The 17,304-nt window shown below is 39.4% G+C and carries 9 protein-coding genes; 3 read left to right on the forward strand and 6 right to left on the reverse strand.

Annotated elements, in window-relative coordinates:
* The first annotated feature begins 152 nt into the window (after positions 1 to 152).
* Entirely contained in the window at positions 153 to 722 is a 570-nt protein-coding gene (locus PARA125_RS03330; RefSeq protein ID WP_213157289.1) for a hypothetical protein, read from the forward strand.
* On the opposite strand, the gene PARA125_RS03335 is transcribed toward PARA125_RS03330, so the two are convergent.
* The 3 genes from PARA125_RS03335 to PARA125_RS03345 all read right to left on the reverse strand — a co-directional run bounded on the left by PARA125_RS03335 (position 707) and on the right by PARA125_RS03345 (position 3,381).
* The gene (locus tag PARA125_RS03335) at positions 707 to 1,021 is read right to left on the reverse strand and encodes a hypothetical protein (RefSeq protein ID WP_213157290.1); all 315 of its coding nucleotides are present in this window, start codon (positions 1,019 to 1,021) and stop codon (positions 707 to 709) included. The two genes, PARA125_RS03330 and PARA125_RS03335, sit on opposite strands and share 16 nt — an antisense overlap.
* A 50-nt stretch (positions 1,022 to 1,071) precedes the next feature.
* Entirely contained in the window at positions 1,072 to 1,662 is a 591-nt protein-coding gene (locus PARA125_RS03340) for a hypothetical protein (protein WP_213157291.1), read from the reverse strand.
* Between the two features lie 978 nt (positions 1,663 to 2,640).
* The gene (locus PARA125_RS03345; RefSeq protein ID WP_213157292.1) at positions 2,641 to 3,381 is read right to left on the reverse strand and encodes a Bax inhibitor-1/YccA family protein; all 741 of its coding nucleotides are present in this window, start codon (positions 3,379 to 3,381) and stop codon (positions 2,641 to 2,643) included.
* Between the two features lie 608 nt (positions 3,382 to 3,989).
* Here PARA125_RS03345 and PARA125_RS03350 point away from each other — a divergent pair.
* Positions 3,990 to 7,442 carry a penicillin-binding transpeptidase domain-containing protein gene (locus PARA125_RS03350; protein WP_213157293.1) on the forward strand — a complete coding sequence of 1,151 codons (3,453 nt, stop codon included), beginning with the start codon at positions 3,990 to 3,992 and terminating at the stop codon, positions 7,440 to 7,442.
* Positions 7,443 to 7,806: 364 nt separating this feature from the next.
* Here PARA125_RS03350 and PARA125_RS03355 read toward each other — a convergent pair whose 3' ends face one another.
* From PARA125_RS03355 to PARA125_RS03365, 3 genes are all read right to left on the reverse strand, one after another.
* The gene (locus tag PARA125_RS03355; protein WP_213157294.1) at positions 7,807 to 8,145 is read right to left on the reverse strand and encodes a hypothetical protein; all 339 of its coding nucleotides are present in this window, start codon (positions 8,143 to 8,145) and stop codon (positions 7,807 to 7,809) included.
* A gap of 81 nt (positions 8,146 to 8,226) precedes the next feature.
* The gene (locus PARA125_RS03360; protein WP_213157295.1) at positions 8,227 to 10,479 is read right to left on the reverse strand and encodes an F-box protein; all 2,253 of its coding nucleotides are present in this window, start codon (positions 10,477 to 10,479) and stop codon (positions 8,227 to 8,229) included.
* Positions 10,480 to 11,093: 614 nt separating this feature from the next.
* Positions 11,094 to 14,123, reverse strand: coding sequence for an F-box protein (locus PARA125_RS03365; RefSeq protein ID WP_213157296.1), 3,030 nt, complete (start codon positions 14,121 to 14,123; stop codon positions 11,094 to 11,096).
* Between the two features lie 697 nt (positions 14,124 to 14,820).
* On the opposite strand from PARA125_RS03365, the gene PARA125_RS03370 reads away from it, so the two are divergent.
* A complete protein-coding gene (locus PARA125_RS03370) occupies positions 14,821 to 17,214 on the forward strand; it encodes a class I SAM-dependent methyltransferase (RefSeq protein ID WP_213157297.1) in 2,394 nt (797 codons plus the stop codon).
* Positions 17,215 to 17,304: the final 90 nt, after the last annotated feature.

Below are 17,304 nucleotides of genomic sequence, written 5' to 3' on the forward strand. Positions count from 1 at the left end.
GCGTCACATTCATTGCAAGCTCTTTTACGATTTTTTGATTGAAAGGCTCGCAAAGCTTCTATTTTTGTTAGCGTTTATATTCTTTGGGATTTATCTTTATATTTTTTACATGCTATAGCGGATTTTAAACTTAAGCAAATTAGGGGATTGTTATGACATTTAGTATTTATTGTTCTAATAATTATGGAAATAATCAATTCGCTTCACATTTAGAAGGCAATTGTGCTAAGGCAGAGAAAATAAAATGCGCGAGAGGAAATGAAGCGGCTGTTGAGATGATAAATCGGCCTGGATTGAGCAAAATGGTCGGTAACTTTGTCGCTCTGCAGCAGCAAAACGAAAAAGAGGAATTTTCTTACTTTACCTCTTTGATTCAAAAAAAATTTGAACCCTCTCTGCCTTGTTCACTTAGCACAGAAAAGTTAGATGAGCTTGCTCGTTCTCTCTTTGCTAGCTATCGGGTGGAAATAGTGAAAAAGTTGTGTGCAGAGATAGAGGTTTGCCCGCAAAAGTGGAATTTTTCTTCTGAAGAATGGGGGCAAAAGCGCCTATCTTTTCAGGATTTTGTATGGCAATATATCAAAATGGACCATAGTTCTGGTCCTCAATTTATAATTAATAAGGCTATAAAGCATACTTTTGCGGTTCCTAAAGAATATATGCCTAAAATACATGCTTGCGACTTACCTTCTGAGCAAGAAGATTTTTATCCTAATTCTTGAGGAGTAGGACAGCGTAGCATGTGAGTAAACAAGGCTCCCTCTTCTTCCTCGAATAATTGGACAAGCGCACTTTGATAGTCCGGGCAATCTATCGTTGGAGTTGCTTTGGTTGTATTTCCTACATTGTAAGGAATTTTTATTGATATTGTAGATACAAATATTAATTGGGCTGCTCCACAGCGTAAACTATCTTTGAAAGGTTCTAAGCTTTGAGGAAGGAGGATATATTTAATGTTATCAGGGGTGATTGACCCAAAAGCCCATGTCTCCATGCAACCTAATAGATTAGGAGAGATCATTACTTCTCGATCATGCCCTTCGCATGCTGTTCCATCTGTTTTGACAAGATTTAATACTGCATCGTATTCTCAGAGCCTTCTTTCTTATTAACTGGAAGCACAAACAGTATAGATGCATGGGCTCGTTCTGAAAGCCTCTGCAAAAACTCTGGGTTAGATGATGCTGTGCTGAAAGATTGAACGTCTTTTTCAAGAGGGTCTTCTGTTCTTTCTAACACGACTGGAAAGCCGCCTTTAGCCTCATGAGTTAAGGATGTTGTTATCCCTTTAGCTGCATGTATATAATTTAAGCAAAGTGAGTCGTTGTTCGCTTCGTTTTTATCAGCTGATTGAATAATAGAGATTCCTAATGCAGCGCTTCTTCTTTTTGTAAGAATTCCTTGTTCCATTACGTTGTTTAGAATTTCAATTTGCTTAGCGAGATGAGGCTCAGGAGTGGCTATTTGCAAGCGGTGCATAGTTACAGCTTCATGAAGTTGAGCTCCCTCGGCGTAAGGCGTTCCTCCCGAGCTACCTGTATTCAAAGCTCCAGGCACAGAAGTTGGTAGGCTGGTTTGTCCTGGAGGGGTTTCTTGGTTTTCCCTTTGTTGGTATTCACTATAGTTCTGCCCGGATGATGAATAGCTTGGGGTAGGTTCCATACTATCTCCTTATTTTCTTTTTTTAACTGTCTTTTAATTTAGGGCTAATTTCTAATATGTATTATATATCACCCGGTATTTTTGTAAACTAATTATTTAAAATAAAAAGCCTTCTAATAGAAATTTACAGATCAAAAATAAGTTCTTTTGATGGAGAAAAACTCCATGCCTCGCGATCTGTTTTTTTGAAAAATAAGATAGTAAAGTAAATGATTAGCTTATTGAGTGGTTAGCCTATAGAGAGCAAATCTCATATAAAATATTATATATAAAAGGGTAGTAAATACTTTCTTCGCGCCTATAACGTAGCCGAAGTGCTTAAGGGAATTTTTTGGGTATGATATGGAAGATTCTTGTTTATTTAAGCAACTAAGGAAAATTTAGCGAAAATGATAAAAAATTTAATTGATTACTGCTTAAATCCCGCGGTTGGAGGTGGCAACATCCTAATTCCTTTAACTTTAGAGGAAAATATTGGCTAAGGTTTGCTTGCCTCTATAGGCTTCAAGAAGGCAAATTAGCTTGATGGCTAAAGGATAAAAACAAAAAAATTAGCTGGAGAATATAGAGAAACTAGCTAAGGGATTGAAGGAAATACACAAATTGAACTCTAGGATACTTTGAATAAAAGTAAACGAGTTGAAACAAACGATTAGGAGAAGGGGTGATGTTTTTTAGTTGGATTGTGAGTCGGAAAAGGCGGCAGAAATTCAAAAAATAAGCCTCCCGCTTATTTGTTCACCTACAGGAAAAACGGGATACTTTACCCTTAAAAGAAAGGGAAGAGATCAGCATTGTTGTTAGGTTTGTTTAGGCCTTCAATAATCTTAGTAGATTTAAGCAGCGAGACTCGAAACCCGCAGAGAAACTGGGAGATATGATTTTGATTTTTTAGGAGGAACGCTTCCATGTGGACTGAGCTCATCCTTTCAAGCGAATGGTAGGGGAGGAGCCACCCTCGCGGAGTGGCTTTTAAGGTTAGCGCTCTCTTAATTTGGATAACAGGCGTAAAAATTCCACATATAGCCAAATTAATGTCACCATGAGGGCAAATCCGCCATACCATTCCATGTATTTGGGGGCCCCTTGTTGCGCACCTTGTTCGATAAAGTCAAAGTCAATGATAAAGTTCAAAGCTGCGATGGCAACCACGAACAAACTAAACAAAATCCCCACAATTCCCCCTCCATAAATGTAGGGAACGCTCACGCCAAATAGGGATAAGAGCATTGTTGCGAAGTAGACGATCGCAATCCCGCCTGTTGCAGCTGCCACTCCCAGCCTAAAATTGTCTGTGGCTTGAATAAAGCCAGACCGATAGGCCACTAGCATGGAAAAAAGGGTTCCAAATGTTAAAGCGGTAGCTTGGATCACGACGCCTGGAAATTGTTTTTCAAAAACAGAGGAAATGCCGCCGATAAAAAGCCCCTCGAGGAGAGCATATCCAATCGAGGTGACAGGAGCCCATTCTTTTTTAAATGCAGTTACAACAGCCAAAATTAATCCCCCAACCACGCCAGCCATCATCCAAGGATAGATAACTTGAACATTGCCTGTTTGATAAAACTTGATCCATGTCCAGCCAGCGGTTAAAAGGACGCAGGATAAAAGGATAGCGGTTTTATTGACGACCCCAGACACGGTCATTTTTTCCTCAAGAGAATAATACCTTTCGCTTTGGAAAGTATTGCCTAGTAAAGCAGGATTTGATGAACGCATAGCTCTTTCCTCCATGGTTAAAATAGGTAAATAGGCAGTATAACCGATTTTAGAATTCTTGACAAAGAGGAGAGAAAAGCTGCAAACAAGTCTTCTTTATGCATTTCTCAGATTTGAAGAAAACACCTTTTGTGGCATTGAAGTTGCCGCTTATACACTTTTACGAGTCAAGACCCTTGAGAATTAGTTTTAATAGGAAAAGCCGTTTGGCGGGCATAGAGCGATCAGAGGACTCTTTAATGCCCGCCTGGAAAGTGATCCTCAGGCGTTTAGTAGGATTCCGAATCCTTTTATTAAAGCGGGGGTGCCTCAAGGTTTTTTTAACCCGTGATGCCATGAGTGCAAAAAACTCCTTCAGCTCCCTGCTTATTAGGCTTTAAGGGGACCTACCCCTGAGTCGTTACATCAAAATAGCCCTGGCACCTTCTTTTGTTCGAATAAAGGCCATCTTCGCCCTCTTCCCCATCCTTTTTGGCAGCCAGCAGTAGTAAAGATAGAGATAACCCATGCGCGTTAATTTCCTGGAAGCTAAAATAGAGCGTGTTTTTCTTTCTTCTTTTCAAAAAATGAGAGAAAATGAAATTGAATGGATATAAATGGGAACCGGCATGTCAAAAAATCGTGAATCCCGAAGGTTTTATCGCCCTTCTATACAGCACTTAGATATTCCTGCCAAGGCCAATCGCGTCTTAAACGTGATTTTGGTAGCGCTGTTGCTGGTGATTATCCGTGTTTGGCATTTAGCTGTGATTCAGTACGAAGACCGCTTAGAATCCGCTAGCAAACCTCAAAAAAAAGTGGTGCTAGAGGCCTCTAAAAGAGGGACTATCCGGGACCGCTTTAACATTCCTCTGGCGGTAAATAAGATCCAGTACGATGCGGCCATTGTGTATTCGGAGCTTCAACAAATTCCCTCTGTAACCACAGCTTATGGACCGGAAGGGAAGAGGATTAAAGTTTTCAAAAGAAAACAATACATTGAAAACCTGTCCCAACTTTTGGGAAATGAACTACAGCTGGATCCGAATTGGATTGAAGATACCATTTATTCAAAAGCAGCCTTTCAGTACCACGTCCCTTTTGTGATTAAACGAGAGCTTACGGAGCAAGAATATTATCGCCTTAAAGGCCTAGAGAATGAATGGCTGGGCATCCATGTCATGTGTGTTCCCCGGCGCCATTATCCTCAAGGGAAAGTGGCGGCCGATATTATTGGCTATATGGGAGCAATTAGCCGCGAAAAGTATGAAGGAATTCTAGCTAAAATTTCCGAATTAAAAGAATTTCTTCAAAAAGAGGAATCGGGGGAAGATCCTTTTCTCCCCGAGGGTTATGACTCTTCTCAGCAAGTTAGACAGGCGCTGGTTGAACTGGAAGAACATGCTTATACCATTAACGATTGGGTGGGAAAAACAGGCATTGAATCCCAATTTGAGGCAGATTTAAGAGGTTATCATGGCAAAAAGTTTTACCATTCAGATGCTCGAGGAAATTTTTTAAAAGAACTCCCAGGATCCACAGAACCTTTATCTGGAAGGCGCTTTCTTTTAACAATTTCTTCTGAACTCCAAAATTATGCAGAACAGTTGCTCGCCCAAAATGAACAGATTCGCAAAGTGCGTGTCACAAAGGAGGATTCGGTCAATTTGACCACGCGAGAGCCCTGGATAAAAGGAGGATCGATTGTGGCCATGGATCCCAACACGGGGGAAATTTTAGCTATGGCGACTTATCCCCGCTTCGATCCCAACGATTTCATCTCTTCAAGCCATAAAGAAATCGGCAGGAAAAAACGGGCAAACGTTCTGAGATGGCTTGAAAATGAAGCGTATATCGCGGATATCTGGAATCGACGCCGTCCATTTGAAAGGGAGCTTTACGATAAGAAAAAAGAGGAGTTTTATGAAGAAGAGGTGATGATGGAGTGGGAACAATTCCTCTCGATGATTTTACCTCCCGAGAATCCCATTCGAGAGTCCTTACAAAAGATTAAAAACGTGAAATTAGCGGTCGAATTTTTAAAGCAGGTGGAAGCTCTTACCCAGCTCTGCGAAGATAGCCGTTTGCCCGCCATTTTTAATCATCTGTATAAAGAAGAGGGGCATATCCTTCTCGGCAAAGCTCTATCGGCTATGGAAAGAGAAGCCCTACTTAGAAAAATGCGCGAGAATCAAGAACCCCTTGCGGAGCTGAAGCACAAACTTTCCCCTTATTTTGAAAATCTTCCCACAAATTATGATAAAGTCTTACTGGTGGACCTTTGCCGCTTAGCGATTCAAGAAAACGCTTTTTTCGAGGAGCTTTTAGAAGCGGTTGGGGACCAGACCCTCGTGTTTTATTGCGATGCTGCGGCAGCCCAAGTGGGACTTATGGAAAACATCCGTACCCTTTCTAAAGAGTTATTTCATCGCGTGGATTTTGCCGAATGGAGAAAACAAAACCAACAATCCTTTTTAAAACAAAAACGGCTTGAAGAAAAACAGGCCAAACAATATGCCCGCCCTTACTTAGATTTGCTAGATCGGCACGAAACTTTGCTGTTTAATGCATTTTGGAGCCAAAATAAATGGGACCTTATGTCTGTTTTTTTAACGGGAAAATGTGGAGCGGTGGATGAACAGATTGGGATATATATTGAGCACTTCAACAAAATGCGGCTGGAAGTTGAAGAAGGCTTACATACAGATGAAAAATGGTTTTTATCCTATTCTAAGCTTCAAGAAGCCTTAGAAGCCATTCCTGCTTCATTGATCCCCGATTACTTAAAGACGATGCGCGGCTATCAGGATTTGACGCGCCCTCTCTTTGGGTCTTATCGCATGTTGCGCAAAAGTGGCAAACAATGTCATCTCGAAAAAGATTTAGCTGCAGGCTTTTATCCAAAATATGGATTTGGATATGGGCGCTCTCAAGCTTATCGCCAGGCGGCAACTCAGGGATCCATCTTTAAGCTCATTACCGGCTATGAGGCTTTAAGACAACGTTTCATGCTGCTAGACGGGCAGGCGGCATATACCTATCAAGACTTGAATCCTTTAACATTTGAGGATCGCATTTTCCGAAAAGGGAAAGAACTTTTTGTGGGGATTACTGAAGAAGGAAAACCTCTTCCTCAACATTATAAAGGGGGGCGTTTGCCTAAAAGCCTTTCTTCCCATATTGGCAAGATAGATATCAAAAGAGCTCTAGAAACCTCGAGCAACCCTTATTTTTGTTTGCTTGCCGGGGATATTTTTCAAGATCCGAATGATTTAGCACGCGCTGCTCAAGATTTTTCCTATGGTGCTCCTACGGGAATTGATTTGCCCGGTGAAATTGCAGGCAACGTCCCTAAGGATCTTGCTAGCAATCGTACGGGACTCTATGCCACTGCCATTGGACAACATACGTTGATTGTGACCCCTCTACAGACGGCTGTCATGCTATCTTCTCTGGCTAATGGGGGAAAAATCCTAAAGCCTAAAATTGTACGGATGGCAGCAGGCAAAAAGCTAGAAGTGGGAAATCTATTAAAACCTTCTGGAGACCATACTAGAAGCCAGATAGAATGGTTTCCCACTATTGTTAAAAAAGAGGTTTTTATGCCTGCCACTATTCGAAAAATCCTTTTAGAGGGATTACAGCAAGTCAATGCGCATTTGCATAAAAATAGCATGCCGGCCTTGTCTAAACTTTACCAGGCGCATCCAGAGGCGATGCAAAGCTTTATTGAACTTAAAGACCAAATCATAGGGAAATCCAGCACGGCTGAATCTGTGGAAAACTTGGATTTAGATTTTCGATGCGGGACTAATATTTACAATCATGTGTGGTTTGGGAGTATTTCTTTTGAGTCTAAATTCCAGGGCTATGAATCTAACCGGTTTGTTTATCGCGATCCTTTTGGCAATCCAGAACTAGTGGTCGTGGTGTACTTACGCTATGGGGCTCTAGGAAAAGAAGCCGCTCCTCTTGGTGCTCAAATGGTGCAAAAATGGCGCGAAATAAAAAATCGGCATAGTGGGGATTTTTTATTAAACCCTCCCTCAACTGCTCTCACTCAAGGAAAGACAAATCTCTAAACTTAGACTTTAAGTTTTTGTGTTAGCTTGTATGCACATTTCAATGAGAAAATAAAAAATTAATGCTTTAAAGCATTCTTTGAGAAAGAAGCCTTTAAGTGGCGATTACTTTGTTTAAAGCAAATAAGAAAGCGAATGAAAAGCTATTAGAAAAGATCACAAGGAAACCCTTAAAGAAACTAAAAACAGGAATGTTTGAAAGAGCCTTTGCCTGGCTGAGCAGGCGTTGACTACTAAGCAAGCACTTCAAAAGAATGAAGAGTACGCCCTGCAATAGGATTGAGCAGCGGATGAGGATAATTCCTAAGAGGCTAAAGTGTTTATTTATAAAGGATTTATAGAAGATCTTCAATTTTTTTATCTGTTAAGTCTCTTGCAATTTCTGCCGCTTTCCCAATTCGCCCATTTTAGCGAATGCTTTATAGATATGAGAGAAAGCCCTTTTTTTAGAATAGGGGGTAGTGATGGTATTTGCAATTTCTAGAGCTTTTTCGAATTGGCCAGTGTCTGCTAATGCTCTAGCCATTTCTAAAAAAGCGTGGGATTTAAAAATATTGAAAGAAAGCGTATTTGCGATCTCCAATGCTTTCTCAAGGTGGCCAGTTTTTGCTAGGATTACACAAATAGGGGCGAGAATCGATTTTTTAAGAGAGCTGCTACATATACCATTGGTAATTTTTAATGCTTCCTTAAGTTGACTCATTTCTGTCAGGGATTTAGAAATGGGGAGAGGGCCCTATCTTTTTCCCCTTTATTGAAAATAGTATTTATGATTTCTAGCACTTTATCTAGCTAGCATGCTAGAAATCGTTGAAACAGCCTTAGAGTGGTAGAATGTGTCTAGAATTGCATTTGCAATTTCCAATCCTTTCTTAAATTGGCCCGCTTTAGCTAAGAGGATAGAAATCTTGGCGAGGGCTTTTTCTTTTTCGCATTCCTCAGTAATTGCATGTCCTATTTTCAAAGCTTTTTCAAATTGGCTAGCTTTAGCTAAGAGGATAGAAATCGCAGCAAAAGCTTTATTTTTTTCATCTGCATCACAAATTGTACGCCCAGTTTTTAGAGCTTTCTTAAATTGGCCAGCTTCAGCTAAAAAGATAGAAATTGCAGAAAAAGCTTCCTCTTTTCTCCATCCAATAGGAATAGCCCCTCCCATCTCTAAGGCTTTGTCGAATTGGCCAGCTTCAGCTAAAAGGATAGAAATCGCTGAAACAGCCTTAGAGTGGTAGCATGTGTCTAGAATTGCATTTGCAATTTCCAATCCTTTCTCAAATTGGCCCGCTTTAGCTAAGAGGATAGAAATCTTGGCGAGGACTTTTTCTTTTTCGCATTCCTTAGTAATTGCATGTACTATTTTCAAAGCTTTTTCAAATTGGCTAGCTTTGGCTAAGAGAATAGAAATTGCAGCAAAAGCTTTATTTTTTTCATCTGCATCAAAAATTGCCCGCCCAATTTTTATGGCTTTCTTAAATTGGCCAGCTTCAGCTAAAAAAATAGAAATTGCAGAAAAAGTTTCTCCTTTTCTCCATCCCTTAGGAATTGCATTTCCAATCTCTAAGGCTTTCTCCAATTGGCCAGCTTTGGCTAAGAGGATAGAAATCGCAGCAAAAGCTTTATTTTTTTCATCTGCATCACAAATTGTACGCCCAGTTTTTAGAGCTTTCTTAAATTGTCCAGCTTCAGCTAAAAGGATAGAAATTGCAGAAAAAGCTTCCTCTTTTCTCTCTCCATTAGGAATGGCCCCTCCAATCTCTAAGGCTTTATCGAATTGACCAGATTCAGCTAAAAGGATAGAAATCACAGCAAAAGCTTTATTTTTTTCATCTGCATCACAAATTGTACGCCCAGTTTTTAGAGCTTTCTTAAATTGTCCAGCTTCAGCTAAAAGGATAGAAATTGCAGAAAAAGCTTCCTCTTTTCTCTCTCCATTAGGAATGGCCCCTCCAATCTCTAAGGCTTTATCGAATTGACCAGATTCAGCTAAAAGGATAGAAATCTTGGCAAAAAATTCAACTTTAAGGTGTTTATTAGAAAGGGTATGTCCCATTTCTAGCGCTTTATCAAGCAGATTTTTTTTGATAAGTTTTTCCAGACTGTCCCAAATATAAGGGGCGTAACTTATTTTAGTGGCAAAGATATCTTTAAAAAGCCAAGGCAATTTTAGGACTTGGGCTTGTTCTTTTAAAGCTTCACAAGCTTCTTTATCAAGAGAATGTAAGATAAGCAAAAATTTAATTTTCTCAACAAAAATGGAGATTTTTAGTTGGGAAAGAGTGGCAAGTGCTAAGAAGTTGCGATTAGTTCTTAAATTTTTTAAATCGGTGCATGTTTTCTGCCAAAAAGTGGTGGAATCATAGAGTAGCTCTCTACGAAAAGGGAGGTTTTGTTGAGAAATGCAATGATCGACTGCACATTGGATAAGTTTGTGAAGGAGGGAAGCCTCTTTTCTTTTTGCGACCTGTATGATCGTTGCATGCCATTTTTTATTGACTTCTGAGCAATTTTTATAATCTTCCCCTTCTAGAGCACTTAATATATGTTCAAACATTTCCTGAGGCAGAACTTCTAGCCCAAGAGATGTATCTAGGCACAAAGAGGGGTATTTTTTCCTCCTTTTAGGGGGAGGATTGTTATCATCTGGAGTAAGCATGCGCTTTTGCTTGACAGCGCCATTTGGGTTAGCCCAACTGTTTATATCTCCAATGGAGGGAAGATCAGAAATAACCTGGGGGAGATTTAAGGATTTTATTTTTTCAATGATGGCAACAAACGCTTTCTCTCTGCCCTTGGCAGATGGCGCTTTGCTCTCAATCCTTTTTACTATATTAACTAACGTGTCTTTATCCCCACTTGTTAGGAATATTTGGTTTTTTTCAGCAAGCTTGCAAACGACTTTTGCCACTTTCAAAGGCATTTTCAGCTTTGTGCTGCTGGTTAGCTTAGTCGTTAAATAAAGGTTAGGGACATCGCTAATGGATTTAATCTCTGCTAATTTGTGGCGAAACTCATCCTGATTATTGGCAATTAAAAACGACATAAGCCACTCTCTTCCTTAAAACTTTTTAAAAAGAGTATACTAAATAGCCCTCTTTTTTTTACGAATTACTTTAAAAACTTATGAGAGGGGGATTGATCTTTAAGATAAAAGCTAAGCGATTGGCTGCTTTTTGCAAACGGCAAAATAAGCTTAGCACTACTTAGAAAGGACAGGCTTACCCTTCATCGTAACTTTAATCTCCTCTACCTTTAACAACTTAGGGGGCTCTATAAGCATTCTACCTGTTTACTATAAATTACAACAGCTCAAACCACCCACAACCTTGTATAAGCGCAAGCGCCGTACGTTGCTAGTTAAACAAAGAAGGGTAACTCTCCCTCGCAAGTCCTAGGTGGGACTAGAGTGTAGTAAGGATCATATGAAAGGTAAAAGGGCCCTCAATAGAAGGTGAAGTAAAGAGTAGCAGAAAAAGTGGTAAGAAAAGCTTTGAAGAAAACTCAAACCTGGGAATGTTGAAATGGCCTTTGCCGGGCTACACAACCTTTGGCTACTAAGCAAGGGCTCCAAAAGAATGAAGAATATAAACTGAAATAGGATTGAGCAAGTAGGCTAGGATAATGTTTAAGAGGCTAAAGGATTCATTTAGGCGGGATTTAGGGAAGTTCTTCAGTTTCTTTATCAGTTATGTCCCTTGCAATTTCTGCTGCTTTTTCAACCTCTCCAATTTGAGCTAAACCTTTAGAAATGTGGGAGAGAGCGTGGTTTTTAAAAAAGGGAGTGGTTATGGCATAGGCAATTTCTAGGGCTTTCTCAAATTGGCTAGTATCTGCTAATGCTCTAGCAATTCTTGAAAAGGCCTCAGACTTAAAAAAATCGAACCAGAGTTTATTTGCGATTTCTAACCCTTTCTCAAGGTGGCCAGCTTTTGCCAATATTCCTCCAATAGGAATGAGAGCCAACTCTTTAAGAATACTGTCATTTATACTATTTATAATTTTTAACGCTTCCTCAAATTGGCCTATTTCTGCTAGAGATTTAGAAATGGATGAGAGGACTCTATCTTTTTCCTTTTTATCAGAAATAGTGTTGGCGATTTCTAGCGCTTTTTCTCTTTGGCCAGCTTTTGCAGCAGCTGTACAAATCTCAAAAAGAATCCTCTTTTTTTCTTCTTCATGGAAAATTATTTTTGAAGTTTTTACAGCCTCCTCAAATTGGCCCATTTTTGCCAGGGATTCAGAAATGGATGAGAGAGCCCTATCTTTTTGCTGTTGATTAGAAATAGTATTTGCAATTTCTAACGCTCTTTCCTCTTGGCCAGCTTGCGCAGCTGCTCTAGAAATATTAAAAAGAGCGGTTTCTTTTTCTTCTTGATTGAAAATTATGTTTGAAATTTTTGCGGCTTTCTCAAACTGACCAGCTTGTGTTAAGGCATCAGAAAGATGGGCAAAAAAGCTATCTTTAAGATTTTCGGCAAGTGAGTGATGGATAGTTTCTAAGGCCTTCTCAACTTGGCTAATTTTTACTAAGGTGAAAGCAATTGTAGAAAGTGCGGTCTCTTTTTCTTCTTGATTGGAAATCATATCTATAATTTTTAGCGCTCTCTCAAATTGACCATCTTCTATCAATTTTACACTAATTTTAATCAAAGCCATATCTTTATAAACAGTCTCGGTAATGACATTTACATTTTCTAGCGCCTTTTCAAATTGGCCTGCTTTAGCTAGCATTAAAGAAATTTCTGAGACAGCCACACCGTGGTAAAATCCATCTAAACTCGCATGGGCAATTTCTAATCCCTTCTCGAGTTGGCCAGTTTTGGCTAAATTTGTAGAGATTTTCAAGAGAGCGCCCTTTCTTGCGTATTCTCGACAACAGGCACTTGCCATTTCTACTGCTTTCTCAAGTTGGCCAGCTTCTGCTAATCTTATAGAAATCTTGGTGTGAACCTTATCTTTGCCAAATCTATTAGAAATTGTAAGCCCAATTTCTGCAGCTTCTTCAAAGTGGCCGGCTTTTGCTAAGAGAATAGCCACCTTTGAGAGAGCTTTATCTTTATGATGTTGATCAAGAATTATACCCCCCATTTCTACAGCTTTCTTGAATTGGCCAGCTTTTGCTAATCTTATAGAAATCTGTTGGAGAACTTCACCTTTTTTATCTCTGTTAATGATCTTGAGCCCAATTTCTGAAGCTTTCTCCAGATGTCCCGCTTCAGCTAAAAGGATAGAAATCACAGAGAAAACTTTATCTTCTTCCTCTTCATCGCAAATTTCACCCCCAATTTTTATGGCTTTCTTAAAGTGGCCAGCTTTGGCTAAGAGGATAGAAATTGCAGAGAAAGCTTTATTTTTTTCATCTTCATAAAAAATGTTATGCCCAATTTTTATGGCTTCCTTAAATTGACCAGCTTCAGCTAAAAGGGTAGAAATTACAGAAAAAGCTTCCTCTTTTCTCCCCCCATCAGGAATTGCCTCTGCAATCTCTAAGGCTTTCTTAAAGTGGCCAGTTTTGGCTAAGAGGATAGAGATCTTGGAGAGGACTTTTTCTTTTTCATATCCTTCAACAATTGTATGACCTATTTCTAGAGCTTTTTCAAATTTGCTGGCTTTGGCTAAGAAGATAGAAACCTTGGCGAGAAATTCCGCTTTATAGTACTTATTAGAAAGGGTATTCCCAATTTCTAGCGCTTTTTCAAGCAGATTTTTTTCAATAAGTTTTCTTAGGTTATCCCGAATATAATGGCGGTAATCTATTTTAGTGCTAAAAATATCCTTAAAAAGCCAAGGCAATTTTAAGACTTGAGCTTGCTCTTTTAAAGCTTCCCGAGCTTCTTTATCAAAAGAACGTAAGATAGACAAAAATTTAATTTTCTCAACAAAAATGGAGATTTTTATTTGGGTAAGGGTGGCGAGTGGTAAGAAATTGAGATTAGCTCTTAAATTTTTTAAGTCGGTGCATGTTTTCTGCCAAAAAGCGTTGGAGTCATAGAACAGCTCTCTACGAGGAGGGAGGCGTTGTTGATAAACGCAATGATCTACTGCACATTGAATAAGTTGGCAAAAGAGGAAAGCTTCTTTTCTTTTTGCGGTCTGTATGATCGTTGCATGCCATTTTCTATTGACTGCTGAGCAATTTTTATAATCTTCCCCTTCTAGAGTACTTAATATATGTTCAAATATTTCCTGAGGCAGATCTTCTAGCCCAAGGGATGGACTTAGGCATAAAGAGAGATTTTTTTTTCTCCTTTTGAGGGAATTTTCACCTGGCGGATTATCGTCTGAGGTGAGCATGCGCTTTTGCTTGGCAGCGCCATTTGGGTTAGCCCAACTGTTCGTATCTTCAACCGAGGGAAGGCCTGAAATAACCTGGGGGAGGTTTAAGGATTTTATTTTTTCAATGATGGCGGCAAATTCCTCCTCTTTCTCTTTTCCCTGGGCATAGTGCGCTTTGCTCTCAATCCTTTTTACTATGTTGACGAATGTGTCTTTATCTCCACTTGTTAAGAATATTTGGTTTTTTTCAGCAAGCTCGTAAACGACTCTTGCCACTTTCAAAGGCATTCTAAGTTTTGTGCTGCTGGTTAGCTTAGTCGTTAAATAAAGATTGGAGGTATCGCTAATGGATTTAATCTCTGCTAATTTGTTGCGAAATTCATCCAGATTATTGGAAATCAAGAAAGACATAAGCCACTCCTTTCCCTAAAATTTTTAAAAAAGATATATTAAATAGCCTAATTTTTTACAAATTTCTTTGAAATCTTATGAGAGGGCGATTGATCTTTAGGATAAAAACTAAGCGATTGGTTACTTTTTGCAAAAGGCAAAACAAGCTTAACACTAGAGTCTCAGGGTTTTTAACTTTAGGAAGGGAAGGCTTTCCCTTTCTTGCAACTTTAATCTCTTTCTAACTTTGATAATCTAGAGGGCTCTATGAGCATTCTACCTATTTGCCATGGTTTACTTAGAGAAAGCCCTGCTGGCCGAATTGGTAAAGCCTCCTAAAAATTAACGCTTAGAAGAGTTGCATCCATTAATTAAACAAGACATTTATTTTACAAAGTTACTACAAAGGGCGTTACCGCACAAGGGGCTTACATTTTTGCCTCTCTTCTATCTCTTGGCAAGCATGCATTTTTTAGAGGGTAAGTTTAACTTAAATCCCTTGGCTTTGAAATACAAGCAGGCCTTGCTGAAAATTACAGGAGGTATGCTCCCAACTCTATCTTCCCAAAGCAAAGAAAGGATTGGCTACCCACCTAAGGGCTATGCAAAAGCTCTGTTTTTTGTAGAAAATAGGTTTTTAATTGCGCTTGATGACTAAAGTCAGCTATAAGTTCCCTTTCAATATAAAGTAAATTTTAATCTACAAGATAGGAAAAATATGAACCCTCTTAATCCTATAGCGACTCGTACAACAGAAGAAGGCACCTTCATCTTTGTTGAACAGGAAGATACCCAAAAAATTTATGCTCAGATTCCTAATGCAGAACCTCTTGTTCCTGTTAGTTTACCAGAAGAAACTGAAATGCAAAGTGTAACGGCTGCTAAGATACAGAATCTATTGCAAAGCTGCTATTGGCAACCGGTTTATGAACCAGAAACAAATCAAGTCAAGCTTAAGGCCCTTTCCCCACCCATTGAAAAATGGACAGAAAAAGCCTATCTTCCTTTGTCTGAAGAAGCTATTACCCTTTGCCGAGCAGATGGGAAAGTGAGTTATGCTGTAGCCAATACCCTCTTTACCTGGGATTGGGAAACAGATAGCGTTGATTTAGAGTATACGGTGAAAAATGGCGCTTGCATTACAGCTCTAGCAGAAGGAAAAGATGGCTCTTTGATTATTGGAGATGAAAAGGGTCAGCTGCATGTCTCAGGGAGAGTCATTCCAACAGGCTATGATAAGTCCATTGAAGCTATCCAGCATTTTCATGATTCATGGGGGCTTATAAAGTATAAGTATGAAACGGAAGACGAGAAAGGAGAAACAGTCACGAAGATAGGCTTAATGAGAATAAGTTTTACTTTAGGAGAAAAAGATATAGTAAGCTCTCTCAGCCTTTTACCGCTAAATGAGAAGTCTTGTGTGTTAAGCGATGGGACTCGCGCGTTATTAGACGAGAGCACGAAGAAGGTACAGTGGAGAGGTTTTGATCAAGCCACAGGAAAGTTTACTAAAAAGCTTGGCTTCAAGGTTTTAGAAGAGGGAATTGAAGAGGTTCGTTTATTCTCCGAAATGAAATTGCTCTTTGTCCATCAAGATAAAAAAACGCTTACTTTATACGATAAACATACTGGTAAGTCGTATAAGTGGGAAGATCATGAGTTATGGTGGAGGGTATATTGCGAAAGCGACTCCCTTAGTTGGCTAGATAACCAAACGATAGCTGTTGGTGGTTTAAAGGGGAGTGTAAATTCTTTAAAGTTTTATTATGAAAGTAGCTTGGGGAAAGAGCCTTTGATTTCAAAGCGTGCTGGAACATGGGCTGTTATAAAACTGCTTCCTCTTGCCGACGGTTCTATTATGCATGTAACAAATACCACCCCTTCAGGCATACATGTGGTGACTAGAGAAGGAGAAATTGCTTTTAGTCGTGACCTCGAAGGTAATCCCGTCGTTACCTCTCTCTCGCAGTTAGCTAATGGCTTTGTAGCTGTTAAGACCTCATACCCTCATTCAATTAGAATTTTGCAGCCTCACATTAAAGAGAACAAGGTGGCAGGTAGTAAGGAGCCGGAATTTGCCAGCTCTTTAGCAAGCTTAGAAGGGGCGTTTAAAAGGGGAGATTTTTATAAGGCTCGCCGTTTTTATAAGCAAGCTAAGAAATTACAAGCGGATAGCGATGTACCTTCTCAAATTTCCCTGATTTACCTTAAACGATCTTTAAATAAAAAGCTTTATAGAGAGCTTTTGCTAGAGCTATTTTCTTCGCAAACTAAAAAAGAAGTAAGTAATAATAAATTAAAAAACGAAATCACCCAATTAAAAGACAAACCATGTAAGAAGAGATTATTTGTGGGAGAAGGAACTTTTTCTTTTACCGAAGCTTTTATTACTAAACATCAATTTACCCATACTCGTTTAGCTTCTTCCATTGTGGCGACTGAGTTGGCTGTTCCTGCCGAAAAGAAGCAAGAAACCTTAGAAAGAGCCGCGCGGCTAAGAGAACGGGGAGTTACGGTCTTATTTGGAATTGACGCCCAAACTCTTCATAGCCACCCATTTTTTAAAGGAAAAAGATTTAAACGCATTCACTGGAATTGTCCTTTTACAAAGGAAGGGGTTAGCCAGGACAAATTTAGACACGTAATTCCCAATTTTTTTAGCTCTTGCGTACAATTGCAGCAAAGGGGAGATCGGATTCATGTAAGCCTCATGCAAGAAAAGGAAGGGGATTATTGGAAAAAACGGCAAATAGAAAACCCTATTGTCTTGGGAGCAACGCAGGCAGGTTATCGCCTTATAAGAAAGCGGCAATTTGGGTCTGAGCGCTACCCTGACTATCAACATGCCAAGACAAGTGGAGCAGAACATTCAAGTGAAAGACAGAGAGAATTCGTGTTTGAAAAAACAGATCGATCTCCTATAAAGTTAGAAGATGAATCTTCAGGATGCAAAGCCCTCTTAAAGCGTGCAGAAGCTTTAAAAGACCCTAATCAAAAAGAATATAAAATCAAAAAGCATACCAAGAATTCAGCTAAGCCTAGTCAATCGGAAGGTTGTTATTTTGATTGCAGTACAGATGAAGACTCTTCAGATGGCTATGATTCTGACTAATCTTTTAAAAAGAGGGGCAAGTGTAAGGCAATCGGCAAGAGGAATTTAATCCATGCCTTTGTTCATCTTGCCTGTTAAGGCTTGGGGAGC

Origin of the sequence: Parachlamydia sp. AcF125 (genome assembly GCF_018342475.1) — a bacterium.
GTDB lineage: Bacteria > Chlamydiota > Chlamydiia > Chlamydiales > Parachlamydiaceae > Parachlamydia.

What these genes read in the sequence shown, in the direction of transcription:
- PARA125_RS03330 (WP_213157289.1), top strand. Translation starts at nt 153, where the DNA reads ATGACATTTAGTATTTATTGTTCTAATAATTATGGAAATAATCAATTC.
- PARA125_RS03335 (WP_213157290.1), bottom strand. Translation starts at nt 1,021, where the DNA reads ATGATCTCTCCTAATCTATTAGGTTGCATGGAGACATGGGCTTTTGGG.
- PARA125_RS03340 (WP_213157291.1), bottom strand. Translation starts at nt 1,662, where the DNA reads ATGGAACCTACCCCAAGCTATTCATCATCCGGGCAGAACTATAGTGAA.
- PARA125_RS03345 (WP_213157292.1), bottom strand. Translation starts at nt 3,381, where the DNA reads ATGCGTTCATCAAATCCTGCTTTACTAGGCAATACTTTCCAAAGCGAA.
- PARA125_RS03350 (WP_213157293.1), top strand. Translation starts at nt 3,990, where the DNA reads ATGTCAAAAAATCGTGAATCCCGAAGGTTTTATCGCCCTTCTATACAG.
- PARA125_RS03355 (WP_213157294.1), bottom strand. Translation starts at nt 8,145, where the DNA reads ATGAGTCAACTTAAGGAAGCATTAAAAATTACCAATGGTATATGTAGC.
- PARA125_RS03360 (WP_213157295.1), bottom strand. Translation starts at nt 10,479, where the DNA reads ATGTCGTTTTTAATTGCCAATAATCAGGATGAGTTTCGCCACAAATTA.
- PARA125_RS03365 (WP_213157296.1), bottom strand. Translation starts at nt 14,123, where the DNA reads ATGTCTTTCTTGATTTCCAATAATCTGGATGAATTTCGCAACAAATTA.
- PARA125_RS03370 (WP_213157297.1), top strand. Translation starts at nt 14,821, where the DNA reads ATGAACCCTCTTAATCCTATAGCGACTCGTACAACAGAAGAAGGCACC.